Below are 26,754 nucleotides of genomic sequence, written 5' to 3' on the forward strand. Positions count from 1 at the left end.
AAAGCTCCAGTAGTTGTGGCATAAAATAATCAAGGATCTACTCGGAATCCCTGACGAACTTCTCGGCCTTATCCTCGGGAAGCGGCCGGGAATAAAGATAGCCCTGACCGTAATCGCATTGCAATGAATAAAGCAAGTCTCTTTGACGCTCGGTCTCGATACCTTCGGCGACCACCCTGAGGCGGAGGCTGTGCGCCATGTTCACAATAGCTCTGATGATCTCGATATTTTCCGGCGATGATTCCATTCGCTGCACAAAACTCAAGTCGATCTTGAGTTGATCCGTAGGAAATTTCTGCAAATAACTCATGGAAGAATACCCGGTTCCGAAATCATCAATGGAAAGCAATATTCCAAGATTCTTCAACAGTTTTAGTTGGTTAACGGACTTAAGAGCGTCCAACATGACAACAGTTTCGGTAATTTCCAGCTTCAGGCATTCGGGCGGGAGACCGGATTCACGCAAAATGCTTTCAACATTGCTGGCCAGTGAGGACTCGTCGAACTGTTTTGCCGAAATGTTCACGGCCATGGTCAACTCTCGTGCAATGGGATATTTGTTGCGCCAGCGATTCATGACAACGCAAGCCTTTTCCAAAATCTGAGAGCCGAGTTTGACAATCAAGCCGGTCTCTTCGGCAACCGGGATAAATTCCCCAGGGCTGACCATTCCCCTTTCAGGATGACGCCACCGGGCCAATGTCTCGAATCCATAGAGGCTGCCGTCGGCTAGGTTCACGATGGGCTGGTAATACGCCTCAAACTCCCTGGCCTCCAACCCGCGCTTGAGGTCATTTTCCACTGCCAATATATTGATGATCCCCTCGCGCATACTCTTGGTATAAGGCACGATGCGATTTTTCCCGCTTGCCTTGGCCTTCTTCATTGCCACCTGGGCGTTGTGAACGATCTCCTCTGACTCGATATTGCTGTCGGAAGCAATCTCATAGCCGATACAGGCGGAGATAGTGAAAATGATCCCATCCACGACAACAGATTCCTTGAATGATTCATGAATCTTCTTAACAAGAGCGCGAATTTCGGTTTTTCTCGAAATTTCTTCAATAAGGATACCGAACTCATCCCCGCCAAACCGGGCCACAGTATCAATTGAACGGACTATCTGCTGCAACTTGACACCGATATGAACCATCAATTTGTCGCCGACCGTATGCCCGTAGTTGTCATTGACGGCCTGGAAACGGTCGAGATTAATAAAGAGCACCGCAAACAACTCTCCGGACAGGGAAGAACGGCCCGCTGCCCGGCTCAACCGATCCAGAAACAGAACCCTGTTGGGCAACCCCGTAAGAGTGTCGTGCAACGCACTGTGTTTGAGCAGTCCTTCCATTCGCTTGCGACTGGTAATGTCACGCATGCTGAATCGAATACCCAAGGGTTTGCCATCATCAGCATATATTGAATGTTTGACCAGGCTCAGCCATTTCACCTTGGCATTGACGTCGTTGATCCTGAAATCCAAGCTCTCATCGTCGCCGACAGTGTCGTCCGTCATGAAAAGCATCCACCGAGACAGATCGTCACGATGGACTATGCGCTGCATCAACTCGGAATCATCAAAAAAACTTGCACGGTCATACCCGCTGATACGTTCACATGCAGGTGATATGTAGAGAAGTTTTCCGTCAGGATCTATCCAGCTTTCCCAGTCATAATTATAGTCTGCCACCATACGGTATCGCTGTTCCGACTCGAGAAGAGCGGCCTTGGATTCCTCAAGTTCTTTTACGGTGACCTCAAGACGTTTGGTTGTTTCAACAAGAGACCGCTTATGACGATGCAGCTCCGCAAAGATGTTGGCCTTGCCACGCAGGACTTCAGGCTCAACCGGCTTGAACAGATAGTCCACCGCACCGAGTTCATAACCGCGGAACACATGCTTCTGTTCCTTGCTGATGGCAGTGATGAAAATAATCGGTATATCTCTGCTGGTTTCGGACTGTCTCAATCGCTCCGCCAACTCAAAACCGTCCATACCCGGCATCATGACGTCAAGAAGAGCAAAGGCGAAGTCATGATCCGGCAAATACTTCAACGCCTCGAAACCGGACGAAGCAGACACCAGATTGATGTCTTGGTCCTTGAGTATACCCTCGATCAATCTAATATTGATCCGCTCGTCATCAACGACGAGAACATCAACTATTTCAATCATTTCATTCCCTTATTGTCCGCTCGTCAGCATTTTTCGTCTATAGTTGATGGCATACCATATCTGACAATTTCAGAGAACTGCGTTATAATTTCCGTTTATTTGCAGGATATTAGTTTGGAAAAAACAACTCATCAGGGTACAAGGAACTGCTGTTTGACAACCGTGTTAAAATCTCAATATAGCCCCCTCCTAAGCACATGACACAGGAGTAATATAATGACTGACAAAATAAAACAATTCAAGAATGTTCTGGATCAACATCACCAATGGCCCTGCCCTTATGTATATAAATTTATCGTCCCAACTGAAAACATGGATCAATTGAGGGCGCTTTTCCCCGACGAAAAAATCGATACCCGCAAATCAAGGACAGGCAAATATACAAGCGTAAGCCTCGAATCCACCATGTGTTCTTCCGATGAAGTAATGGCTGTTTATGAAAAAGCATCGCAGGTTCCTGGCCTTATGTCCCTTTAGTTGGGCTGCAAACCTTTACACACTTCCAAGGCGGACTTATAATTTTTAATGTGATCAAATCACACTTGTGACGACTGTTCATATATAATTATTCATTTTGGAGATAACATGTGGGAATATACCGATAAAGTTAAAGATCATTTTCTGAATCCCCGTAACGTTGGCACCATCGAAGACGCCGATGGCGTGGGCGAGGTGGGTTCACTGGCCTGCGGAGATGCCCTGACATTATATATCAAAGTGGATGGCAAAGGCATTATCACCGATGCCAAATTCCAGACTTTCGGCTGCGCAAGCGCCATTGCCTCAAGCTCTGCCTTGACGGAGTTGCTGATCGGCAAGCCCCTTGAAGAGGCTGAGAAGCTGACCAACAAGGACATTGCCGAATATCTCGGTGGTCTGCCCCGCGAAAAAATGCACTGTTCCGTCATGGGCCAGGAAGCCCTTGAGCAAGCCATAAAAAACATGCGTGGTGAAGCCCCGTCCAAGGCGGAACATTCCCACGAGGGTGAACTCATCTGCGAATGCTTCGGCATTTTTGACGAAGAAATCCTGCGTGCCATCAAGGAAAACGACCTCCAGACCGTGGAGGACGTAACCCATTTCACCAAGGCTGGCGGTGGTTGCGGCAAGTGCATCGATGACCTGGAAAGACTCCTGGCAGAGGCCCACGGCGGGACCGTCTGCAAGACTCCTTCGGCCCGGCCCGCCTTCCCGGCAGAAGGCATGACCAACATCCAGCGTATGCATCTCATCGAATCCGTCATCGATACCGACATCCGCCCCAAACTTCAGGCTGACGGCGGCAATATCCAGTTGGTGGACATCGACCGGAACTCGGTTCTCGTCAAATTCATGGGCATGTGCTCGGGCTGCCCGTCCAGCCAGGCTACCTTGCAAAACCTGGTGGAAGCTACGCTCAAGGAAAAGGTCGACCCAGAACTGCAGGTCCGGGAGGGCTAACCATGAAAACCATTTACCTGGACAATAACGCCACCACACAGGTGGACCCGGTCGTCTTTGAGACCATGCAACCATTTTTCACGGAGTTGTACGGCAACCCCTCCTCCATGCACCGCTTCGGCGGGCAGGTGGGCGCCAAACTGAAAGAGGCCCGTGCATCCGTTGCCGCCATTCTGGGCTGTGAACCAAGTGAAATCATCTTTACCTCCTGCGGCTCGGAATCGGACAATACGGCCATCAGATCCGCCCTGAACGCACAGCCGGACAAGAGGCACATCATCACCTCCGCCGTGGAGCACCCGGCCGTCTTGAGCTTTTGCAAATTCCTCGAAAAGAAAGAAGGATACGACGTCACGTATCTCGGCACCGACGAGTACGGTCGGCTCAATCTCGAAGAATACGAGGCAGCCTTCAGGCCTGACACTGCCATTGTCTCGATCATGTGGGCCAACAATGAGACCGGAAACATCTATCCCATTGGAAAAATGGCCCAAACAGCCAAACAAAACGGCGTATTTTTCCACACCGACGCGGTCCAGGCAGTGGGCAAGGTTCCCATTGACCTGAAAAGCGTTCCGGTTGACATGCTCTCCTTGTCCGGTCACAAACTGCACGCTCCCAAAGGCGTAGGCGCGTTGTTCGTCCGAAAGAAACTTCCTTTCCGCCCCCTGCTCATCGGCGGGCACCAGGAAGGAAGCCGCCGTGCGGGTACGGAAAACACCACGGGCATCATCGCCCTGGGCAAGGCGTGCGAACTGGCTCTGGCGCACATGGACGAGGAAAACACCGAGGTCCGCAGGCTGCGAGACAAATTGGAAACCGGACTGCTCAACGCCATTCCGGACAGCATCCTGAACGGCGACAGGGACAACCGGCTCCCCAACACGTCCAACATTTCCTTCGGCTATGTGGAAGGAGAAGCCATCCTCCTGATGATGGACCAGTTGGGCATCGCGGCCAGTTCAGGCTCCGCCTGTACCTCCGGCAGTCTGGAACCGTCGCACGTCCTGCGTGCCATGGGCGTTCCCTTCACCTTTGCTCACGGCTCCATCCGTTTCAGCCTGAGCAGATTCAATACCGAAGAGGAAGTGGATTTCGTCATTGAAACCCTGCCGGCCATCATCAAGAATCTGCGTAAACTCTCGCCCTTTTCGGCAGAAAAAAGCGCCCCGGCCTGCACCAAGAGCTTTTCGGAGTAACCATGAGAATAGCTAATGACATGACGGAGCTCATCGGGAAAACACCGATGGTTCGTCTGAACAAGCTCTCCCAGGGGCTTGAAGCCACTGTGGTGGCCAAACTGGAGTTCAACAACCCCTGTGCCTCGGTCAAGGATCGTATCGCCAGGAGCATGATCGAAACGGCCCTGAAAAACGGCACCATCACCCCGGACACGGTCTTGGTGGAACCGACCAGCGGCAACACCGGGGTCGGACTGGCCTTTGTCTGTGCGGTCAAGGGACTGCGTCTCATCCTGACCATGCCCGAAAGCATGAGCATGGAGCGACGCAAGCTGCTCAAGGGCTTTGGTGCCAACCTGGTTCTTACCCCTGCCGCTGAAGGCATGAAGGGGGCCATCGCCAGAGCCGAACAGATTGTTCGTGAAACGGAGAACGCGTTCATGCCCATGCAGTTTGCCAACCCGGCCAACCCAGACGCACACCGCAAGACCACGGCCCTTGAAATTTGGGACGACACGGACGGCGAAGTGGATATCTTTGTGGCAGGTGTTGGTACCGGCGGCACCGTCACCGGCGTAGGTGAAGTACTCAAGGACAGGAAACCCGGACTCCGGGTGGTGGCGGTGGAACCCAAAGACTCACCAGTCCTGTCCGGCGGAAAACCGGGACCGCACATGATCCAGGGCATCGGGGCAGGCTTTGTGCCCGACGCTCTGAACGTCGATATCTTAGATGAAATCATTCAAATCGACAATGAAACCGCCCTGGAAACCGCCAAGCAGATGATCCGGCAGGAAGGAATTCTATGCGGCATTTCCTCCGGTGCCAACTGCGCCGCAGCCATGGAACTGGCAAAACGCAAGGAAAACGCGGGCAAGGTGATCGTCTTCATCGTCTGCGACACCGGTGAACGCTATCTCAGCACCCCGCTCTTCGATTGAGGTACCCGGCATGACAGATAATGATTACACCCTGGCTGACGTGGTGGCCCTGCTCGTGGAATCCGGCGACAACGGCTCGACTTCGCATCGGTATTCGGAAGATGCACCAATGCCGTCCGTGGAAACCCTGTCGGAAATAGTGGAAAGTCTTCGCTGCGTTCTTTTTCCGGGCTATTTCGGTCCTTCCGAGATCACCCCGGACACAATGCCCTACTACATTGGTTCCACCCTGGACCAGATGGTGCGCAAACTGGCCGATCAGATCAACCGAGGCTATTGCTTCGTCTGCAAAGCGACCACCACGGAACAGTGTAAGGACTGCGAACAGAAAGCCAAGCGCATAGCCCGTGAATTCATCACGAAACTGCCTCAAATCCGGCACTATCTCCTGGCGGATGTGGAGGCGGCCTACAACGGCGATCCCGCAGCCAAGACCCACGGAGAAACCATATTCTGCTACCCCTCCATCCGGGCGCTGACCAATCATCGAATCGCCCATGAACTCTATCGGCTCGGCGTGGACATCATCCCTCGGATCATCGGGGAAATGGCCCACTCCGATACGGGCATCGACATCCACCCGGGAGCGACCATAGGCAAAAGCTTTTTCATCGACCACGGCACAGGTACCGTGATCGGCGAAACCTGCATCATCGGAAGCAACGTCCGCGTCTACCAGGGCGTGACCCTGGGGGCAAAAAGCTTCCCCAAAGGGGATGATGAGCGGCTGATCAAGGGGCTGCCAAGACATCCCATCGTGGAGGATGATGTGATTATCTATGCAGGAGCGACAATCCTCGGGCGCGTCACCATCGGCAAAGAGGCTGTCATAGGCGGTAACATCTGGATCACTCGCGACGTCCCGCCAGGGGCGCACATCGTGCAATCCCGCGCCGTGCAACAGTCTTTCGAACAAGGTGGCGGCATCTAATAGTATAAAAAAATGGAGCAAAGACACATCCTTGCTCCATTTTCATAATCAAAAGCTTTAAGTTTTACTCCAACTCCTTCACCAGAACTGAAAGACTCTGTCCTGTGGGCGTCTTGGCGCTGGGGTCCAAAGCCAAAAGCTCCTTCCACACCTTGAGTGCAGACGCCTTGTCGTTCAGATCATGCAGATACACGATACCCATGTTAAACCTCGAGGTAACGTGCTTGCTGTCCAGGGACGCGGCATGGCCAAAGGCATCGACAGCCTTTTCGAACTGCTTAGTCTGCCTGTACATGACGCCCAGATCAGACCAGACATCAACCAGCATCGGCTTGAGTTCCAGAGCGCGCTCATAGGCATTGACCGCCCTGGCAGGCAAGTTGTGATCAAAACAGAAATTGCCAAGCTTTACCCATAAATCCGCATTGGTCGGATCGGCTGCGGCCGCATTTTCCATACTGGCCAAAGCGACCGGATCAGCCGTATGCGGCACGCCGCCCTCCTGCACCGGCTGCGATTCGATATCGGCTCGCTGTTGATTCTGTCCGATATACAGCATGGTTATGGCGTTCCCGATGAAGGCACCGACCAACAAGGCCAAGACCACCAACAGAATGACTGATTTTTTCTTGATATATTGATCTTTTATGTCTTCCAATTCTCGTTCTCTCTTATGTACTCCCATATCACCTCCTGGATCATTGGTTGCAACAAAAATGACACATTCAGTCCGTTGCCACCAAAGCATGTTTCCGACACAGTGTAAACAATGTGCAATCATCCTCAAAAGCCGTGCAATGCTTGACTTCCGAGCCGTGTTATACCAATCTACGCCGTCTCATTTGAACGCATACTTTGATATAAAGAAATATACGGTTCCCGGAGGACTTGAAAACCCATGAGCGACTATAAGAAAACTTTGCTCCTGCCCCAGACCAAATTCCCCATGAAGGCCAACCTCAAACAGCGCGAGCCCGAGATGCTCAAGTTTTGGGAACAAATCAAGGCCTATGACATGATGATCGCCGCCGGAAACCCCGAAGACCGGTACGTTCTGCATGACGGTCCTCCCTATGCCAACGGCCACATTCACATGGGCACGGCCCTGAACAAGGTTCTCAAGGATATCGTGGTCAAATCCCGGAACATGCAGGGACAGAAGGCCGAATACGTGCCCGGCTGGGACTGCCATGGCCTGCCTATTGAGCACAAAGTCGAACAGGAACTCAAGAAAAAGGACAAGGAACTCGACACCTTGACCATCCGCAAGATCTGCCGGTCCTACGCTGCGAAATGGCTGGACACCCAGCGCAGTGAATTCAAGCGGCTCGGCGTTTTCGGCGTGTGGGATAATCCCTACATGACCATGAAGCCCGAATATGAGGCGGCTACCGCCCGCGAATTGGGCCGATTCATGGAACGCGACGGCGTGGTACGCGGCAAGAAGCCCATCTACTGGTGCTGCGACTGCCGCACTGCCCTGGCCGAAGCCGAGGTGGAATACGAGGACCACAGCTCCCCGTCCATCTATGTCCGCTTCCCCATGGCTGACCAGAATTTCAAGAAAATAAGCGAGATCGACGTATCCAAACTGTTCATCCTCATCTGGACCACCACCCCCTGGACCATCCCGGATAACATGGGCGTGGCCGTTCATCCCGATTTCGACTACGTGCTGGTGGAGGCCAAGGGCGACTTCTACATACTGGCAGAAGGACTACTCGAGGATTGCGCCGGAAGGTTCGGATGGGATGCACCCAGGATTCTGACCACCTTCCGAGGTGCCGAACTTGAAGGGCTGAAGGCCAAACATCCTATATATGACCGCGAATCCGCCGTGGTTCTGGCCGATTACGTCACCCTGGAGACCGGCACCGGCTGTGTACACACCGCGCCCGGCCACGGTCGAGAAGATTTCGAAACCGGCCTCAAGTACGGCCTGGAAATCTATTCCCCCATGAACGATCGGGGCGAATTCACTCAGGAAGTGGAACACTTCGCCGGCCTGAACGTCTGGGACGCCAACCCCAAGGTCATCGAGAAACTGACCGAAATCGGCAACCTGATGGCCTCCGAAAAGATTTCCCATTCCTACCCGCATTGTTGGCGTTGCAAGAAACCGGTCATCTTCCGGGCCACGACCCAGTGGTTCATCGGCATGGACGAAAACGACCTGCGCCAACGGGCCTTGAACGCCATCCGCAACGATGTCCAGTGGGTCCCGTCCTGGGGCGAGGAGCGCATCTACAACATGGTCGAGAACCGGCCCGACTGGTGCATCTCCCGTCAACGCAACTGGGGCGTTCCCATCTCCGCGCTTATCTGCGAAGATTGCGACGAGACATGGTTCGATGCCCAGTGGGTCTATGACATCTGCGACAAATACGCCAAGCACGAAACCGGTTGCGACTATTGGTTCGAAGCTCCGCTCGAAGAAATCGTTCCCAAGGGACTGACCTGCGCCAAGTGCGGCGGTACTCACTGGAAACGCGAAACCGACATTCTGGACGTCTGGTTCGACTCGGGCACAAGCTATGCCGCCGTGGTGGAGCAGCGCGAAGAGACCCGTTTCCCGGCCGATCTCTACTTGGAAGGGTCCGACCAGCATCGAGGCTGGTTCCACTCTTCCCTGCTCGCCTCCGTGGGCACCCGCGACGTGCCGCCCTACAAGACCGTCCTGACACACGGTTACGTGGTGGACGCCGAAGGCCGCAAGATGTCCAAGTCCATCGGCAACGTCCTCGCGCCGCAGGAAATCATCGACAAATTCGGCGCCGAGATTCTGCGCATGTGGGTCTCTGCCTCCAACTACCAGGAAGACATCCGTATCTCAGATGAGACCCTGAATCGGCTCGTGGACGCCTACAGGCGCATTCGCAACACTTGCCGCTATCTCCTGTCCAACCTCAACGATTTCAACCCGACGGACAGGGTTGCACCGGCAGACATGCTGCCGCTGGACCGCTATGCCCTGGACATGGTTTCCAGACGCCATGCGACGGTTCAGAAAGCCTATGGGAAATTTGAATTCCACAAGGTTTACCACACCTTGCACAACCTGTGCGTGGTCGATCTGTCCGCCTTCTATCTGGATATCATCAAGGATCGGCTGTACGTGGAGGAACAAAACGGCCTCAAACGCCGTTCTGCACAGACCGTGTTGTGGCAGACCCTGCTCATGCTGCTTCAGGACATGGCCCCGGTCCTCTCTTTCACCGCCGAGGAAGCCTTCCAGAATCTGCCTGACGCCATCAAGGGGGCCCTTCCGCAAAGCGAAACGGTATTCGCCCTGCGCTTTACGCCCGATCAAACGAATCTGGATGACACGCAGCGCGCCCGCTGGGAAAAGCTGGCCCTGATTCGTTCCGAGGTGAACAAAGCCATTGAGCCCAAACGAAAGGAAGGCGTCATCGGCAAGTCCCTGGACGCTCAGGTGACACTCTACGCCACCGAGGATATCCGCACTCTGGTTTCCACCGAAGACATTGACCCGCGCGAGTTCTTCATCATTTCGAATCTTGTACTGGACAATGCGGGCAACGCGCCTGCGGACGCCTTCCAGGGTGAAGAAATGGTCAATCTCAAGGTGAGCGTGAAAGCTGCCACCGGCAAGAAATGCGAACGATGCTGGCGCATCTCGGAAGATCTGGGGTCAGACCCGGCTCATCCCGATGCCTGCCCGCGCTGCACGGCTGTCCTGAAAAAACTGGATTAGAAAAATGTTACACAAGTACAAGCTGACATCCGCATGGGCGACAGTCACCATAGTGCTCGACCAGATCACCAAGCTGTGGGTCCACAACGCCATGGAACCATGGACCGGCAAAGAGATCATTCCCGGCCTGTTCAATCTTGTATATGTGCTCAACAAGGGTGCGGCCTGGGGCTTTCTGGACGATGACCATATCAACTGGCAACGCCCATTATTCATAATCATTTCGCTGGCTGCCGTGGCGGTCATAACCTACATGCTGTTGTTGACCAAAGAACATGACAAATGGATGATCTCGGGCCTGGGCATGATCGCGGGCGGAGCCATCGGCAATGCCATAGACCGCATCTGGCTCGGTTCGGTCATCGATTTTCTCGACTTTTACGTGGACGCCTATCATTGGCCCGCATTCAATGTGGCGGACAGCGCCTTGACCGTTGGGGCGGGATGCATCATCCTGTCAACGCTCTTGAACCGAAAGAAGGCACAGGGATAACCCCACCGCCACTCTCAAGGAGATAATATATGATCGCAGACTTTTCAGCCCTTACTCCAATGCAATGGACCATTCTGCTGGTTTCCATCGCACTCTGCTTTTCCGTTAGCGCCTGGGCCATCTTGGACGTCTGGAAACGCACCTATGAATCTCCGATGGAAAAAAGCCTCTGGATGCAAATCTGTATTTTTATTCCCATTATTGGCGCTCTGTCGTATCTTTTTCTCGGTAAACAAAGAGGGAGATTATAATTATGAATAAAATATTCAAGTATTTAGCATTAACAATAATCGTCGCCATGTTGTTTTCCATGCTCGGCTGCGCAAGCAAAACCGACATGCAAGCCATACAATATGAACGCCAGCAGGACTTGAGCCGAATCAGGCAGTTGGAGACCGAGCTCTCGGAATCCAAACAACTTCTCCAGGAAAAAATCGAAAAATCCAACAGCCCCATCAGAGAAAAATCCGCTGACATGTGGGCCGAAATCCAATCCCTGCGCGCCGAACTTGCTCGGCTTCGCGGCGAAATGGACTCACTCAACATTCGCATGGACCGTCAGGTCGGCGGTATCGAATCCGCCATTACAGTGGAAGGACTGGCCGAAAAAGTGGACGAGATCGAATTCGCTCTGGAGAACCAACTCCAGGTGGACCTGCCCAAAGTACGCGAAGAACGGACCGCCACCCTGTCTGCAGCGCAAAACGTCTCCACTCGCCCTCAAGGCGCCCCGGCAGAAACCGTGGATGCCAACGGGGAACCCATCGTGGCAGCACCTGCCGCCAATCAGCCTGCCGAGGCTACACCCTCTCCAGCGGACACTGACCCGGCCAAAGCCCTCTACGACAAGGCCTACGACCTCTACAAGGAAGGTCAATTCGAAAAAGCCCGCTCTTACTGGGCTGAATTCACAGATACGTTCAAGGGTCACACATTCATCCCCAGCGCAGTCTTCTGGCAGGGGCAATGTTACTACAAACTCAAGGATTATGCCCGAGCCGTCATCCTGTACGAAGACGTCATCGAAAAATATACGAAGAGTTCAAAATACAAGGCAGCCCTGCTCAAGGCCGGTTACTCCTGGGAATATCTTGGAAAACCCGAATTGGCCAAGATGCGCCTGGGGGAAGTGGTCAAGAAATTCCCCGAATCCGTGGAAGCCACCCAGGCCAAACGGTCACTGGAAAAAATGAAATAATTGCTATAACTCAGCCACCCATGCCACATACATTTCTCAGGAAATATTTATGAAAGAAGTCATCAAGGGTTTTAGAAAAATCGTCTATCTGTCATTTCCTCCGGAAGTATCCGGTAGACCCGTCGTGTGCAATCTGTTGCGCCAGTTCGATCTGAGCTTCAACATTCTCAAAGCGGATATCAGTCCGCGACACGAAGGGACAATGACTCTGGAACTCTCCGGAATGGAAGAAGATTTCCATAAGGGCATCGGCTACCTCAAGGAAAACGGCATCCGCATCACTCCGGTTGCCCACAAGATATTCCGCAATGAGGAATCCTGCATCCACTGCGGGGTTTGCACGGCCATGTGCCCCACGGACGCCCTGTCTCTTGAAAAAAGCAATAAAACCATTATATTTGACGTGGACAAATGCTCTGCCTGCGGCATGTGCACCCGGGTCTGTCCGGTCAAGGCCATGACGCTGGATCTGGACGATAACCGAAGACAATAACCATACCGAGAGTTCCATGAGCGAAGAAAAGCGATCATTCTCACGCATTCAAGTCAGACTCAAGGCCCAAGCCAGGATCATGCAGTCTGTGGACTCCCCGCAACTCTTCACGGGCGACGCCACGGCTCATGTCGTGGCACGCGAAGAACTCTTCCAGAAAAGCAAACTCCCCGAGGAGTTGACCTCTTTCCTCATTGAAATGGACAGAAAGCTCGACCAGGTCATCGGCCTGCTCAGCCAGGATTATGTCAAAACAGACTTTTCCTATGACTTTGAAGTGAAGGAGATATCCGCAGCGGGGTTGAAATTCCGCAGCGACCAGCAGTTCCAGGCTGGCACCCCTCTCGAAATAGTACTGTTTCTCAGCCATTCCCCACTACACATGGCTGGAAGCAAAGGACGTATCCTGGACAAGGAATCGGACACAGGCTTGTATCGTTTTGAATTCGTGGATATGCGCGGTTCGGACATGGAAGCAATTGTACAATTCGTCTTCAAGGAACAACGCGAACAGATACGCAATTCAAAAATGTAGAATTCCCTGGGAGTATGACGCATGACAAGCAATGATGAATTGGTTGCTGCGTTGATGGAAAAGGTCTCCGACCAACTTGTGGGCAGCCTCAAAGAAACCATCATCGCATCCGTTGAAAGAGAAATCACCAAGAACCTCTCCACCGCCTTGTTGGAAGGAGAGTTCTATCGCAGAATGAATGACGATCTCCAAGACGGGTTGAAACAAATATACCAGGAAGTGAAGGCCGCCCGAGGCGGCACCGAAATCAAATGCATCGAGGCCGAAATCGACCCCGAAGAATTGTTTTCCGAAACATCGGATCAATTGGATGCGGTTCTCCGGACAACAGAAAAAGCCGCTGTGGAGATCATTGATATCGTAGAGAATCTCCAGGAATTGCAAGGGACGGTTGCAACGATTGTCAAAGGGTTTGAATCCGGCGGCGTAACCAAAACAAGTCGAAAAAAACTCAAGGAAATCAATGATACGCTTGGAATGGATCTCTCCAATATCATGGTATCCCTCAGTTTCCAGGATCTGACCGGCCAGCGCATCAAGAAAATCATCAACTCCATCCGTCAAATCGAGCAAATCGTTCGTGAAGTCATGCTTTCCACCGGCTTGATGATACGACATCGCCAAGTGGAACCGGAAAAAGACATCGCCTCCCTGTCCCAAGAGGCCAAGCATGAAGCGACTTCCAAACTTCAGGGACCGTCAGAAGGATCGAACCAGGGCGATGTGGACGACCTCCTCGCCTCCCTCGGACTTGACTGACACCTTTCATTTTCATGAACAGACGAAGGCCGTGCCGGATATCCGGCACGGCCTTCGTTTTAATCTTTTATACTACACTGCGACCCTGGGCAGCATCAGGAAAGCAGGACCAACCCGGCAAGACCAAGCAGGAAAAAGAAACCCATGGAGTCGGTTATGGTAGTCAGGAAGATGCTTGAGGCCTGGGCCGGATCACGTCCCATCTCCTTGAGCAACAAAGGGATGGAAGCTCCCGCCAAAGCGCCGAGGACCATATCCACTCCCAACGCAGCCCCCATGACCAGGGCCAGAGCCAATTTGCCCGAAACCATGTAGGCCGCACAAAAAACCAGCGATGAGATGATCACGCCGTTCAGCAGCCCGATACGCAGTTCACGCAACACTGCCATCCAGGCCCGTTTTCTATCAAACCGCTCCATGGCCAACTGTCGAATCATGACGGCCAGGGCCTGCTGTCCGGTATTTCCCGCCTGATTGGCGACAATCGGCATGAGCACGGCCAATACAGCCATTTCAGTGATATTGCCTTCAAAGAGGTGGACCACCCAGGCTGACATGGCTGAGAAAATCACATTGATGATGAGCCAGGGTAGCCGCATACGCACGGAATAGAGCCAGGGAGAATCAGTGGTCTCGTCCGCACCGGCACCAACCATGGCCTGCATGTCCTCGGAAGCCTCTTCATGAATGATGTCGATGACGTCATCAACCGTGACGACACCGAGGAGGCGATTACCGAAATCCACAACAGGCAAGGCCAAGAGGTTATAGTGGGCGATGAGGTGGGCCACTTCTTCCTTATCCACATTATAGCCGACCGTAATCAAATTCTGCGCCTTGACCAAATCCTTGAGGATGGCTCCGCGTTTGGCCAAGAGCAATTCTCGCAGGGAAACAACACCCACGAGACGATCTTTTTTATCCGTCAGATACGCGTAATACGGAATTTCCTTGTCTTCGACTTCTTCACGAAGCTTGGCAATGGCCTCGTCGGCACTGAGGTCCTGGTCAAGGATGACCACCTCTGTATTCATGGTGCCGCCGGCCGTATCGGGATCAAAAGTCAGGAGCGTCTTGAGCTCGGCCCTGTCTTCGGCCGGAACCCTGCTGAGCAGAGCCTTCTGCAGATCGTCAGTCAGGCCTTCAAGCAGATCGGTTGCGTCATCAGGAGCCATTTCCTCGACGATGCGGGCGGCCAAGCCGCGATTCAAATTGGAAATGAGTGCTTTCTGATCATGATCGTCCATCTCCGCAATGGAATCGGCGGCGTCCTTGATCGGAAGCTGCTTGATAAACTTGACCTGATCGGCAATGTCGAGGCCTTCCATGGTCACAGCGGCATCCGCAGGATGCTGGACCTCGATATCGGCAGGGATCAATTCTTCAAATTCATCGCTCTGGTGAACGGAATGTTCATCGTGTACACTCATAGGGAAAATTCCTAGCCCAATTCACGGTTCAGGTCAAAGAAATCAGATTCGACCTGTGTTATATTATTGTGAAATATTTCATCAACCCCTACACTCTTGACGAAACAACATCCGTGCTTTACTTGCCAACATCTACTACAAAATAATTGGATACGAATCATGCCTACCAGTACTTTCGACGATTTCTTCCAGGCTGAAGCAAGGATGTTTCTTCTTGCAACCATACGTATAGCTCTGGCCGAAGACGCTTCGGACCTGACAAGTATGGGATTATTTTCGGAAAACGACATGGCCCAGGCCTTGATTGTAGCCAAGCAGAACACCGTTGTTGCCGGATTGCCCATCATTCCCATGATCCTCGAATTCGGCGGTGAGGACTGCCAGGTTCACCTCAATGTTGACGATGGCGAAACCGTATCTGCGGGGACCATGGTAGCCGCCCTACAGGGTCCGGCCCGGCAATTGCTCAAGGCGGAGCGGGTCATCCTCAATTTTCTCTGTCACCTTTCCGGCATAGCCAATCTGACTGCACAGTATGTCGCAGCCCTGGACGGGACGCAAACCACCCTGCTCGACACGCGCAAAACACTGCCGGGACTCCGCTTCCCGGAAAAATACGCCGTGCTCGCCGGTGGCGGTAAAAACCACCGCCTGACCCTCTCCGACATGCTCATGCTCAAGGACAACCACATCGACCGGGCCGGCTCCATCACCCAGGCGGTCAACCAGCTTCGCAACGTTCACTCCCCCTGCCCGCCCATCGAGGTCGAGTGCCGCACCCTTGAGGAAGTGGAGGAGGCAAGCCAGTGCGAAATCCAGCGCATCATGCTCGACAACATGGACCGGGAGACAGCTCGTACCGCCCTGGGCATCATCCCCAACACCATAGAAACGGAAATCAGCGGAAACGTATCCCTGGAAAACATCAGGGAAATTGCTGAAATAGGGCCGGACTTCATCTCAGTGGGCAAGCTGACCCACTCTGCCCCATCTTCTGATTTCAGTATGCAAATCATACCTTTAGCATAAAGAGGAACACTGTGGAAAATGCCAAGGACACCATCTCGCGCATAAGAGCCGCCATGGGTGACTCCCTGTCCATTCTCGGCCACCACTACCAGTCCGACGATGTCATCGCCTACACGGATATTCGCGGCGATTCTCTTGAACTGGCACGCAAGATCAACGCCCTGAAGGCCGAGCATATCGTCTTCTGCGGCGTTTTCTTCATGGCGGAATCCGCCGCCATACTCAGACGCCCTGACCAGAAAATCCATATCCCCGAAGTCTCTGCCACCTGCCCCATGGCTGACATGGCCGAAGCAGGAAGGGTGCGGGAAACGCTGGACATCCTCCAAAAGAGCGGCCGGAAGATCATCCCCCTGACCTACGTGAATTCCTCGGCAGCCGTGAAAGGGGTGGTGGGTGAATATGACGGCTCGGTCTGCACCTCGGCCAATGCACGCATCATGCTGGAATGGGCTTTAAAACAAGGCGACGCCGTTCTGTTTCTGCCGGACCAACATCTGGGCAACAACACCGCCAATACCCTGGGCATCCCCAAGGAAAAAAGATTCATCCTGCCCAAAGACGTCATTGACGGCCAACCAAGGTTATCCGTGGACCCCACTGCTGCCGAAAACAAACAGCTCATTCTCTGGCCCGGCTATTGCCCGATCCATGACGAATTCACCCTGGAATCCGTCCGAACCATTCGCCGGAACGAACCAGAAGCTAAAATAGTGGTCCATCCCGAATGCGACCCGGCCATCGTCGACGCCGCAGACGGCAACGGCTCCACCACCTATCTCATCAAATACGCAAACCAAGCCCCTGAAGGTTCCACCATATATATCGGCACGGAAACAAATCTCGTAAAACGGTTGGCAAGCCTGTACCAGGGGCAAAAGATCATCAAGCCCCTGCACACGGCCCTGTGTGAGGACATGGGCAAGATCACCGTGGAAAAACTGGCCTGCACCCTGGAAACCCTGGAGAGCGCAACCCCGGTCACGGTACAAAACGACATCAGGGAACCGGCCAAACTGGCGCTTGAGCGCATGTTGGCTGCTTGCTCCTAGTCAGGCAAACAAAATAGGGAATTCTCCATGAACGATTTTCGCCTCCACTCCGACGTTCTGATCATCGGTTCCGGCATTGCCGGTTCCGTGGCCGCTCTCACCCTTGCCGACCAGGGATGTGACGTCATCCTGATAACGGCCGGGGCAGACCTGGCCAACGGCAACACTTCCCTGGCCCAAGGCGGCATAGTATACCGCAACGAGAACGACGACCCCAAGATACTCGAAAAGGACATCCTGACTGCAGGTTGGAAACACAACTTCACCCGCGCAGTCCGGTTCCTGGCACGCAAGGGGCCTGAGGTACTGAAAGAAACATTTCTGGAAAAGTACCGGATTCCCTTCAATCAACGCGAACCCGGCGACTGGTTCCTCACCCGGGAAGGCGGCCACTCCCTGCCACGCATTCTCTACTGCGACGACCACACCGGGAAAAATATCATGGAAGTCCTCAGCACCGCTGTTGAGAAACATGAAAATATCCGGGTGCTGACCAAACGGACAGCCATTGACCTGCTGACCACGCAGCACCATGCAAAACATATGGATTTCAAGTACAATCTGTCGAACCAATGCGTGGGAGCCTATGTCTTCAACGAAGAGGTCGGCAAAGTCGAGACCATTTTATCCAACTTCACCCTGCTGGCCACCGGCGGCATCGGACAGATTTACCTCCACACCACCAACACCACCGGCTCCATCGGTTCCGGCCTGGCCATGTGCCACAGGGCCGGAGCACGCCTCCTGAACTGCGAATACGTGCAATTCCACCCCACAGCCCTGTTCGGCGGCTCAAAACGCGGAGAACGGCGTTTTCTGGTGTCTGAAGCGGTCCGGGGTGAAGGAGCCCTACTGGTCAACAACAAGGGCGATCATTTCATGCCCCGCTACGATCCCCGTGCAGACCTCGCCCCCCGCGATATAGTCACCCGGGCTATCATGGACGAGATGTTGGATACGGATGACGACTGCGTGTACCTGGATTGCTCGAAAATCAAGCAGGAAGTCAGCACCCGCTTCCCGACCATTTTTGAAAAATGCCGCAAAATGGGCATCGACATGAAAAACGAACCGGTTCCAGTGGTTCCGGCCGCGCACTATTTCTGCGGCGGCATCCTGGTTGACAACCGGGGCCGCTCCACTCTGGACCGACTGTATGCTGCCGGTGAATGCAGTTGTACCGGCGTACACGGTGCCAACCGCCTGGCCAGCACCTCCCTGCTTGAAGGGCTCTTGTGGGGCCACTCCTCAGCACTGGACATCGCCGCACGAATGCACAAATCTGCCGGAATCAACCGCAAACTTGACAATTCCATTCCCGATTGGATTTCCAACGGCCACATACAGAATGAAGACCCGGCCCTCATTGCCCAGGACTGGGCCAACATCCGCAACACCATGTGGAACTACGTGGGAGTCACGCGCACAAGCAACCGGCTTGAGCGGGCCTTTTCCGACATGCGCAAACTGACAAAGAATCTTCAGGATTTCTACCGCGAAACCGAATTGAGCAAGCCCATCATAGACCTGTTCCACGGGTCCCAGACCGCCTACATCATCACCCTGGCCGCCCTGCGGAACAAGGGAACCAAAGGCTGCCACTACCGCATTGATTGATCGGTTCGATTTCCATTGTTCCGCGTATGACAATGACGGTTGGCGGAAAACTATAGTACCTTCTGGATAAACACCACAAGGGTCTCATGCGTACTGCACTATCGGCTCCAACCGCCCTGTTTGCCTATCGTTTTTTACTTCTTTTCGTACTCGGTTGCACCCTGTTCGCCGCTGGCGGCTGCCACAGTGCTTCTCCAGCCACAAGCAGCGGCCAATCACCTTCTCTTGCCGAAAGCCCCTTGGGAGACAACAACTCTAAAGATACTCTAGAAAATCTCAAGACGTAGAGAGGGCTGTTTATCCACGGCCACGAGGTCCGTTCGCTCGCCCTGTGCGGGTCGGATACGGAATTCCAGATCAACAACAGGACTGTCGGCCAACTGAAAGACGCTTCCGAGCGGTTTTCAGATACCCCCTACCGACCATTCTTCATAGAAATTCTTGGTCGCCAGGAGCCGTCCGCCCTAGATGGGTTTGCCGAGGAATACAGTGGGACGATCGCGGCGCTACTCGTCCACGCCTCCTCTGCACAGGAGGGGTGAGGATGTGGCGAAAACTACGGGGAATTCATATACAAAATTCTGGAGAACGAACCAGGATGGATGGCTCTGCTTACCCCCGAGACCGTCACCATCACTTCCGCCCAACACCAAGAGCCGCTCATATTCCGTTATTCAACCATGATACTGTCGGATGGCAGGACACGATACGAGGGCACCTCGGCAGAAAACGCACTCACCCTGACCCTGGAACGGGGTCAATGCCTTGACACCATGAGCGGTGAACAATTCGGATGGGCTGCGCAAGCAGTCATCAACGGCATGATTTATCACGGATGTGCCAAGAAAGGCGATTTGTAGCGTGACCTCATCACGCGAAACGACTATTTACGCCAGAATTCAGGGACAAACAAAATAATGACCGTGTAAATTTCGAGCCGACCAAGCACCATGCAAAAAGTCAGCACCCACTTTGCGGTGTCAGGCAACCATGCAAAATTGTCGGTCGGTCCAACCCCTCCGATACCCGGACCGATGTTGCCGATGCAGGCCAGGGCAGCGGCAAAGGACGTGACCACGTCAACGCCGGTGGCAGCCACCACGAACGCAGCCAGCACCAGAAGACCGAGCCAGAGCACGAAAAAGCCCTCCACTCCGCTGATAACGTCATCCTTGACCACGGTCTTTCCCATCTTCACATGCGTTACGGACCTGGGGTGTATGAGCCGGAACAACTCCTGGTAGGATTGCTTGAAGAGCAGCATGATGCGCATGACCTTCATGCCGCCGCCCGTGGACCCGGCACATCCGCCCACGAACATGCAGAAAAGCAGAATGGCCTGGGCTATGCCCGGCCACAGCTCGTAGTCTGCCGTGGCAAATCCCGTGGTGGTCAGGATGGATGCCACCTGAAATGAGGTGTACCGGATGGCATCGGACATATTATCATAGTTCCCGGCAAGATAGACAAAGGCAGTAATCACTGCCGTGAACACCAGAACCAACCCTGCGAAGACACGGAACTCCGGATCCCTGAACAAGACGCTTGGCCGCCATTTGAGCAAAAGGTAGTGCAAAGAAAAATTGATGCCCGCGATGAGCATGAACACGGTGATGACATAATCGATATACGCACTGTCGAACCCGGCCACCGAGGCATTCTTGGTAGAAAAACCGCCTGTCGCCATGGTACCGAAGGTGTGGCACAGGGCATCGAACAGATCCATGCCGCCGAACATGAGCAGGACGGTCTCAACCGCACTGAATAATACGTAGACTTTCCACAGCGTCATGGCCGTGTCTTTGATGCGCGGTTTAAGCTTGTCCGGCGACGGTCCCGGAACCTCTGCCTTGTAGAGCTGCATACCGCCAATACCCAGGAACGGCAGAATGGCGAGAGAAAGCACGATGATGCCCATACCGCCGAGCCAATGGGTCAGGCTGCGCCAGAACAGCAACCCCCGAGGCACGGCTTCAATATTGGACAGCACGGATGACCCGGTAGTGCTGAACCCCGACAGTGATTCAAAAACGCAATCCACCACGGATTCGAAGGTACCGCCGAGCAGAAACGGCAGTCCGCCGAAGGCCCCTGCCACGAACCAGCCCAACGCCACGATGGCCATGCCTTCACGATGCGTCATGACCGATGACTTATAGGCCTCTCGATCACGGAAAACGAGAAAAAGCAGTCCACCGATACTCACTGTGATGCCCATGGAGGCAGCCAATGGAATGGCCGTGCCGTCATCATAGTAGACACCCCAAGCCAGAGGAAAAACCATGGTCAATCCCACGCAGGCGACAAGTGCACCGATGATATGCAGTACGTATTTCCAGCGCATCTAGAAGAATTCCACCTTGGTGGTCAGCACTTTTTCCACCTTGGGAATATTTTGACGGGTGGAGATGATAATCAAACGGTCATTGGGCTGAACAACGGTGTCGCCTCGCGGAATGACGACATCATCGCCCCGCTGGAAACAAAGAACCAGACAACCCCGAGGAAACCCGAGCTCCTTGACCGTCTTGCCGACAATGGGGGAATCTTCCTGGGCCACAGCTTCCAGGGCTTCGGCAGCCTCGCCCTTTATGGATACCGACGAAATGATCTTTCCCCGTCTGATATAGTGCAGCAAGGAATTGATGGCCGACTGTCTTGGGCAGACCACATAATCGATGCCGATGGGTTCTATGAGCGGCATATATCCGAAATTATTGACTCGGGTGACGGTACTCTTGGCTCCAAGGCTCTTTGCCAGAAGACAGGACAGGATATTGGTCTCCTCGTCGCCGGTCACGGCAATAACCATATCCATGTCTTGAATATTCTCCTCACGGAGAATCTCCTGATCCGTCGAATCGCCCATAAGCACAATGGGGCGGTCCAGATGCTCGGAAAGATACTCACACCTTTTTTGACGGTTCTCCAATAGCCGGGTGTGGTAGTATTTGTTGTCCAGCGCCTTGGCCAGACGGAACCCGATATTGCCGCCGCCTATGATCAAGACCTTGCGAACCGGTTCAGTGGAAATGCCGAGCCTGATCAGAATTTCTTCCTGGTCGCGGATGTCGCAAACAAAATAGACCACGTCGTCCTTCTGGATAACGTCGAGACCGCTGGGGATTATAAGCTGACCTTCCCTAACTATGGCCGCAATGACGATACCAAGATCATCGCCGATCTTATCTCGAAGATGAATGAGCTGACACCCCATGATGGCGCTATCGTCAGGCAGGTTGATCCCGATGAGTCGAATCTTGCCGTTGGCAAACTCGTTGATTTCCACGGCACCGGGAACACTCATGAGCCTGAGCACCGAGTTCACCACCTCCTCGTCGGGATTGATGATCTTGGTGATATTGGCTCCTTCACCCGTCAACAAGTGCTTGTAATCGGTGTACATTTCGCTACGGATGCGGGCGAGCTTGGTAACACCTTTGCTGAGCATGTTGGCAAAAAAGCAGGCAATGAGGTTGATCTCGTCCGAATCGGTGACGGCGAGAAAAATGTCAGCATCGGCAATGCCGGCCTCTTCAAGGACTTTGGGACTGCTGCCGGACCCCTTGATGGTCTGAACATCCGAGGTTTCGGCTATTTTCCTGAGGGCCTCGTCACTCTTGTCGATGACAACGACTTCCTTGTTCTCTACCGCCAGCCTCTGGGCGAGATGAAACCCAACCTCACCAGCCCCTATTATGATAACCCTCAAATCTCAGCTCCTACATTTGTGAGAATGAAAAACAACACTCTATCTACCCGGCTTTTCTCCCCAGTGCAACACTGTGAAAAACAAGACCAGTCAACGATATCAGATTGTTACACACAACAACGGCCCCAATTTCATCAGGGCCACCTTGAAATAGATTGTTTTTCAAGGTCATAGAATAGCTGCCTTGACCGCATCAATCCCTACTTTCTCCAGCATCCGTGCGGAACGATTACGCTTTCCGCCATGCTCACGATAATACTCCAAAAACCGTTTCACCAGTTCCACGGCTTCATCCCGTGACAGATTGCTGGCCACTTCATCCGCAATACGCGGCCGACCGGAAGCATTGCCGCCCACCACCATGGTCCAACCCTTGGGTTTGCCTATGAGGCCAACGTCACGCACGTAACTCTCCGCGCAACACATGGGGCAACCGGACACCCCAACCTTGAGCTTGGCAGGCAATTCCTTGCCCACAAACATTTCCTCAAGCTCCAGGCCAAGCCCCAAGGAATCCCGGACACCGAGCTTGCAGACCGCCGTGCCGGGACACGCCTGCACGTAGTGGACGCACAAACCCACAGCCGGACCGATGTCCATCTTGAGATCGTCCCAGACCTGATCCACCTGTTCAGCACCAAGACCCACCAGGGCGATGCGCTGACCCGAGGTAATCTTCATGATCGGGATATCGAATTTGCGCCCCACACGGGCCAGAGCCTCGAGAATATCCGGGGTCACGAGACCCACCGGAGTCCTGGGGACAATGGCATAGGTTTTCTTGTCGCGCTGGAGAATCGCACCTTTGGGGGTATCGGTATCATTCATGATTGGCTCCTGATTGAAAAACACATTATTTGCCAAGGACAGCTTTTTTGACCGCGTCAACACTCACACGCTCGACAAATCGTGCCGTACGTTCCTTGACTTTGGCATGTTCCGCATAAAAAGCAAGGGCCTTGCCTATGATATCGAACGCCTCCTGACTGGATACGTCCTCGGCAAGGATATCCCCCCGGCGCACACGCTTGCCGCCGTTGCCGCCGAAGGAAACGGTCCAACCGGTCTTTCGCCCGATCAACCCCACGTCCCGAATCATGGATTCCGCGCAACACATGGAGCAACCGGACACGCTCGACTTGAGCTTGGTGGGGAGCACGAAATCCTTGATATGTTCTTCAAGTTTCTCGGCCAAGGACATGGAATCCTGCATGGCGAGCTTGCACCCGGCAGTTCCCAGACAGGCCTGAACCTTGTGGCGATAGACATCGCCCACCGGCCCGATTTTTTCGACAACGGCTTCAAGTACCTCTGCCGGGATGCCATCGAGCATGAGCCTCTGTCCGGCGGTCAGACGCACGCCTGGCAGGTTGTGTTCCTGCACCACGCTGTAGATCGCCAGCAACTGTTCGGCATTGATCCGCCCCTGACTCATTCGTGGCACCACCGTATACGAGCCGTCTTTTCTCAACTTGACGGCTCGCATCGGTAACTTTTCAATATAGCTATTAATATCCATATCAGATCGGAGGGGCTATGGTTACAAGGACACGCATGTCCGTTATGGCCCGAACGCCATGAGGCTCGGCAATATCCGAAACCAATACATCACCAGGGTGGGCGGGCATGCTTGCACCGTCCGCTGCAAGGAACTCGCCCTCACCTTCCAGGATGGTCAGGGTCAGTTCCCCTTCCAGATCGTGAGAATGTACGGGAAGCTTCTGTCCGGCCTTGAAGTTGAAATTAATCACCTTCATGAACTCAGACTCGTGTACCAGGTAGTTAGAGAACGTCAAGTCCTTGAAACCATGTTCGTTATATAATTCAATCTTCTTCATGAGTCCTGCTCCTTATACTTCAAAATTCAACGGAACGGTTTCCAGCACAGCACCGGTGCGGGCCACGGTCACGCGCACCGTGTCGACGGCACTGCCAGCCCGCTTGACCGCTTCGCGCAATATGACACTCATCGACGCACAACATGGCACCTCCATCTCCATGACGGTAATTGAATTGAGATTGTTTTCGGCTATGATCTCTGCAAGTTTCTCGATATATTCCATCTGGTTATCAAATTTCGGGCAGCCCATGAGCACCACTCGATTGGGTACATACTCACCATGGTAGGACGGCATTGCCACAGGCACACAATCCGCTGTCAGCAGCAGGTCGGCTCCCTTGAGAAACGGCGCAGTGGGCGGCACAAGCCGGAGTTGTACAGGCCAATGGGACAACGCAGAACCGCCCGCAGGCTGTGTCGTGGGGATATTGGCCTGCCCACACGGAGTCATGGTTTTCAAGGCCGCCCCTGGACAACCGCCGCGCCCGGGTGTCTTGCCCGGCTTGTCCAGCCGCAGGCTCTCGGGATCCGGCATGTGCTTCGGCACAGTCCGTCCCTGGGCTTTCAGGTGCCGGGCAACGGCATCGGGATCGAAATCATCCGCCTCGCGGACCTCCACCTTAAGCGCACCAGTGGGACAATCGCCCAAACACGCGCCCAAGCCGTCGCAATAAATCTCCTTGACCAGTCTGGCCTTGCCGTCAACGATTGCCAAGGCCCCTTCTTCGCAGGAAGGTACGCACTGGCCGCAGCCATTACACAATTCCTCATTGATGGTGATCATTTTTCTTTTACTTATCATTTTACTATCCTCTTTTATTATTAAGTTATTTACATTCTTGCCACGCCGACAAAAATGGCGTGAAGACTGACGACCAGGACTATGAACACGGTCCTGGCAGTTTCTTTTGAAAGGCCCGGAAAAGCGTATCCGATCTGCTGATGCGCACAAGCCGAAACACAATCGCCGCACAAGGTACAGGAAAGAGCCGGGCTGCCCAATTCCATCCTATGCTCGTCCAATGCGTTGTAGCGGCACTTCGAGTAGCAGGCACCGCACCGGGTGCAATCCGCATCGATGCGAATGCGCCAAGGCGAAATCCTGCCAAAGAGATTCCCAACCAACCCCATGGGGCAATAGGCAGTACAGTGTACCATCATTCCGCTCTTACGGGAAATAAACGCCATGATCCCCACACCTGCCAGCCCGAAAGCTACTCCGAACCAAACGGCCGTGATGCCGGGCACGCCTGCCCAACGCAGAATCCAGGCGGTGATCAGGACCAGCAACAGTGTAGCCCCGCGTCCAATCATGCTCAGACGACCAATCACGGAAGAATGGGCCGGACGCGGCCCAATGCTGCTCATGGCATCGTCCCAGGCCCCTATGTAGCACAGATGACTGCACCAGGCCGAACCGACCAGCATCACTGTGACGCCGAACAGGATGAGCATGAAGAAGCCGCTGCCGCGAAAGACCGGACCAGCCGCGATCAAAGCCGGGACCGGAAGATGCAGGCTGCCGGTCATGAGCATCCGGTCCATGCCGAGCAGGCCAAGCCCCAGTTGCAGGAAAAACAGCACAGAAAAGAATTCCCAGATACGAGGACGGTACTTCCTGTGTCCCTTGGGCGAGAGCATGAGGTTTCCGATCCACTGGGCATACAGAGCCAATCCGAATATTTCCAACCACCCCCACCCGATCAGATAGCGGTCAGCCAGCAGCATCGGAAAAGGCGTCATGCTCCTGATCATGGCCAACCCCGAGGCGGTAAGCATGAAAAGGACTGCGCGCGGCACGGCCCACTGCGCCCCCGCATGGAAATATGTCCGCATACGATTGCCCAGCATCACGGCCAGGGCCAGACCGTCAAGAAGGATCACACCCGCCATGATGGAGGCGAGCCGCTGCCACGGAGCCCCGAAAGCCTGGCGGAAAGAGATGAATTCCACAGTGGCGTTCGCCCAGATGTACCCGCCCCACACAAGCGCTGCCACCACGAGCATGCGCACCCACGCCTGACGGGTTAACAAAAGTCCGACCAGAGCTGCAAAGGAAATACTCAAACCGTAATCGCCTTGCCTGAGGGCATGCGCGCTCAAAAGCAGCAAGGCCAAGGCAGGGAAAATCAAGAGGTATCGATTTGTTGTTGCGGTCTTCATGATTTGAAGATGAACCTTTTTTTTGACGGGAACCATGACTTAGGTCAAA

At 53.9% G+C, this 26,754-nt stretch carries 26 protein-coding genes; 16 read left to right on the top strand and 10 right to left on the bottom strand.

What is annotated here, in order from left to right:
- Window positions 1-37 precede the first annotated feature (37 nt).
- Window positions 38-2,176 (bottom strand): EAL domain-containing protein, encoded by a 2,139-nt coding sequence (locus DWB63_RS04605; RefSeq protein WP_128327638.1) that lies wholly within the window; start codon window positions 2,174-2,176, stop codon window positions 38-40.
- A 216-nt stretch (window positions 2,177-2,392) separates the two neighbouring features.
- Between DWB63_RS04605 and DWB63_RS04610 the strand changes: the two genes are divergently transcribed.
- The 5 genes from DWB63_RS04610 (at window position 2,393) to epsC (ending at window position 6,669) form a co-directional block, all read left to right on the top strand.
- Window positions 2,393-2,653, top strand: a complete 261-nt coding sequence (locus DWB63_RS04610) for a DUF493 family protein (RefSeq protein WP_128327639.1) — start codon at window positions 2,393-2,395, stop codon at window positions 2,651-2,653.
- 108 nt (window positions 2,654-2,761) lie between these two features.
- Entirely contained in the window at window positions 2,762-3,616 is an 855-nt protein-coding gene (gene nifU, locus DWB63_RS04615) for a Fe-S cluster assembly protein NifU (protein WP_128327640.1), read from the top strand.
- Between the two features lie 2 nt (window positions 3,617-3,618).
- Window positions 3,619-4,815, top strand: coding sequence for a cysteine desulfurase NifS (gene nifS / locus DWB63_RS04620; protein WP_128327641.1), 1,197 nt, complete (start codon window positions 3,619-3,621; stop codon window positions 4,813-4,815).
- A gap of 2 nt (window positions 4,816-4,817) precedes the next feature.
- Window positions 4,818-5,738: a cysteine synthase A gene (gene cysK / locus DWB63_RS04625; RefSeq protein WP_128327642.1), complete on the top strand. Its 921-nt coding sequence runs from the start codon at window positions 4,818-4,820 to the stop codon at window positions 5,736-5,738.
- 10 nt (window positions 5,739-5,748) lie between these two features.
- Window positions 5,749-6,669: a serine O-acetyltransferase EpsC gene (gene epsC / locus DWB63_RS04630; RefSeq protein ID WP_128327643.1), complete on the top strand. Its 921-nt coding sequence runs from the start codon at window positions 5,749-5,751 to the stop codon at window positions 6,667-6,669.
- Window positions 6,670-6,733: 64 nt separating this feature from the next.
- On the opposite strand, the gene DWB63_RS04635 is transcribed toward epsC, so the two are convergent.
- Window positions 6,734-7,354: a tetratricopeptide repeat protein gene (locus DWB63_RS04635; RefSeq protein ID WP_128327644.1), complete on the bottom strand. Its 621-nt coding sequence runs from the start codon at window positions 7,352-7,354 to the stop codon at window positions 6,734-6,736.
- A gap of 213 nt (window positions 7,355-7,567) precedes the next feature.
- Between DWB63_RS04635 and ileS the strand changes: the two genes are divergently transcribed.
- The 7 genes from ileS to DWB63_RS04670 are packed head-to-tail and all read left to right on the top strand — an operon-like array spanning window position 7,568 to window position 13,862.
- Window positions 7,568-10,384: an isoleucine--tRNA ligase gene (gene ileS, locus DWB63_RS04640; RefSeq protein ID WP_128327645.1), complete on the top strand. Its 2,817-nt coding sequence runs from the start codon at window positions 7,568-7,570 to the stop codon at window positions 10,382-10,384.
- Between the two features lie 4 nt (window positions 10,385-10,388).
- A complete protein-coding gene (lspA, locus tag DWB63_RS04645) occupies window positions 10,389-10,877 on the top strand; it encodes a signal peptidase II (protein ID WP_128327646.1) in 489 nt (162 codons plus the stop codon).
- Between the two features lie 29 nt (window positions 10,878-10,906).
- Window positions 10,907-11,128, top strand: a complete 222-nt coding sequence (locus DWB63_RS04650; RefSeq protein WP_128327647.1) for a PLD nuclease N-terminal domain-containing protein — start codon at window positions 10,907-10,909, stop codon at window positions 11,126-11,128.
- Window positions 11,129-11,130: 2 nt separating this feature from the next.
- Window positions 11,131-12,075 (top strand): tetratricopeptide repeat protein, encoded by a 945-nt coding sequence (locus DWB63_RS04655; RefSeq protein WP_128327648.1) that lies wholly within the window; start codon window positions 11,131-11,133, stop codon window positions 12,073-12,075.
- 49 nt (window positions 12,076-12,124) lie between these two features.
- Complete coding sequence (locus DWB63_RS04660) at window positions 12,125-12,568, top strand: NIL domain-containing protein (protein ID WP_128327649.1); 444 nt, start codon at window positions 12,125-12,127, stop codon at window positions 12,566-12,568.
- Between the two features lie 16 nt (window positions 12,569-12,584).
- The gene (locus tag DWB63_RS04665; protein WP_128327650.1) at window positions 12,585-13,103 is read left to right on the top strand and encodes a PilZ domain-containing protein; all 519 of its coding nucleotides are present in this window, start codon (window positions 12,585-12,587) and stop codon (window positions 13,101-13,103) included.
- Window positions 13,104-13,124: 21 nt separating this feature from the next.
- On the top strand, window positions 13,125-13,862 hold the full coding sequence (locus DWB63_RS04670) for a protein phosphatase CheZ (protein ID WP_128327651.1): 738 nt from the start codon (window positions 13,125-13,127) through the stop codon (window positions 13,860-13,862).
- A gap of 95 nt (window positions 13,863-13,957) precedes the next feature.
- On the opposite strand, the gene mgtE is transcribed toward DWB63_RS04670, so the two are convergent.
- Complete coding sequence (gene mgtE, locus DWB63_RS04675; protein ID WP_128327652.1) at window positions 13,958-15,292, bottom strand: magnesium transporter; 1,335 nt, start codon at window positions 15,290-15,292, stop codon at window positions 13,958-13,960.
- A 159-nt stretch (window positions 15,293-15,451) separates the two neighbouring features.
- Between mgtE and nadC the strand changes: the two genes are divergently transcribed.
- From nadC to DWB63_RS04695, 4 genes are all read left to right on the top strand, one after another.
- On the top strand, window positions 15,452-16,321 hold the full coding sequence (gene nadC, locus DWB63_RS04680) for a carboxylating nicotinate-nucleotide diphosphorylase (RefSeq protein WP_128327653.1): 870 nt from the start codon (window positions 15,452-15,454) through the stop codon (window positions 16,319-16,321).
- Window positions 16,322-16,332: 11 nt separating this feature from the next.
- A complete protein-coding gene (nadA, locus tag DWB63_RS04685) occupies window positions 16,333-17,373 on the top strand; it encodes a quinolinate synthase NadA (protein WP_128327654.1) in 1,041 nt (346 codons plus the stop codon).
- Window positions 17,374-17,400: 27 nt separating this feature from the next.
- Window positions 17,401-18,990 (top strand): L-aspartate oxidase, encoded by a 1,590-nt coding sequence (gene nadB, locus DWB63_RS04690; protein WP_128327655.1) that lies wholly within the window; start codon window positions 17,401-17,403, stop codon window positions 18,988-18,990.
- 602 nt (window positions 18,991-19,592) lie between these two features.
- The gene (locus tag DWB63_RS04695) at window positions 19,593-19,850 is read left to right on the top strand and encodes a hypothetical protein (RefSeq protein WP_128327656.1); all 258 of its coding nucleotides are present in this window, start codon (window positions 19,593-19,595) and stop codon (window positions 19,848-19,850) included.
- A 23-nt stretch (window positions 19,851-19,873) separates the two neighbouring features.
- Here the strand turns inward: DWB63_RS04695 and DWB63_RS04700 are convergent, their stop codons facing one another.
- The 7 genes from DWB63_RS04700 to DWB63_RS04730 form a co-directional block, all read right to left on the bottom strand.
- Complete coding sequence (locus DWB63_RS04700; protein ID WP_128327657.1) at window positions 19,874-21,334, bottom strand: TrkH family potassium uptake protein; 1,461 nt, start codon at window positions 21,332-21,334, stop codon at window positions 19,874-19,876.
- On the bottom strand, window positions 21,335-22,702 hold the full coding sequence (gene trkA, locus DWB63_RS04705; protein ID WP_128327658.1) for a Trk system potassium transporter TrkA: 1,368 nt from the start codon (window positions 22,700-22,702) through the stop codon (window positions 21,335-21,337).
- A gap of 168 nt (window positions 22,703-22,870) precedes the next feature.
- Window positions 22,871-23,530, bottom strand: coding sequence for an NAD(P)/FAD-dependent oxidoreductase (locus DWB63_RS04710; protein ID WP_128327659.1), 660 nt, complete (start codon window positions 23,528-23,530; stop codon window positions 22,871-22,873).
- Window positions 23,531-23,555: 25 nt separating this feature from the next.
- On the bottom strand, window positions 23,556-24,221 hold the full coding sequence (locus tag DWB63_RS04715) for a nitrite reductase (protein WP_128327660.1): 666 nt from the start codon (window positions 24,219-24,221) through the stop codon (window positions 23,556-23,558).
- A 1-nt stretch (window position 24,222) separates the two neighbouring features.
- Window positions 24,223-24,540 (bottom strand): cupin domain-containing protein, encoded by a 318-nt coding sequence (locus DWB63_RS04720; RefSeq protein WP_128327661.1) that lies wholly within the window; start codon window positions 24,538-24,540, stop codon window positions 24,223-24,225.
- Window positions 24,541-24,552: 12 nt separating this feature from the next.
- Complete coding sequence (locus DWB63_RS04725) at window positions 24,553-25,344, bottom strand: 4Fe-4S binding protein (protein WP_128327662.1); 792 nt, start codon at window positions 25,342-25,344, stop codon at window positions 24,553-24,555.
- A 29-nt stretch (window positions 25,345-25,373) separates the two neighbouring features.
- A complete protein-coding gene (locus tag DWB63_RS04730) occupies window positions 25,374-26,705 on the bottom strand; it encodes a 4Fe-4S binding protein (protein WP_128327663.1) in 1,332 nt (443 codons plus the stop codon).
- Window positions 26,706-26,754: the final 49 nt, after the last annotated feature.

Origin of the sequence: Pseudodesulfovibrio sp. S3, assembly GCF_004025585.1 — a bacterium.
In the GTDB taxonomy this organism is placed as follows: Bacteria; Desulfobacterota; Desulfovibrionia; order Desulfovibrionales; family Desulfovibrionaceae; genus Pseudodesulfovibrio.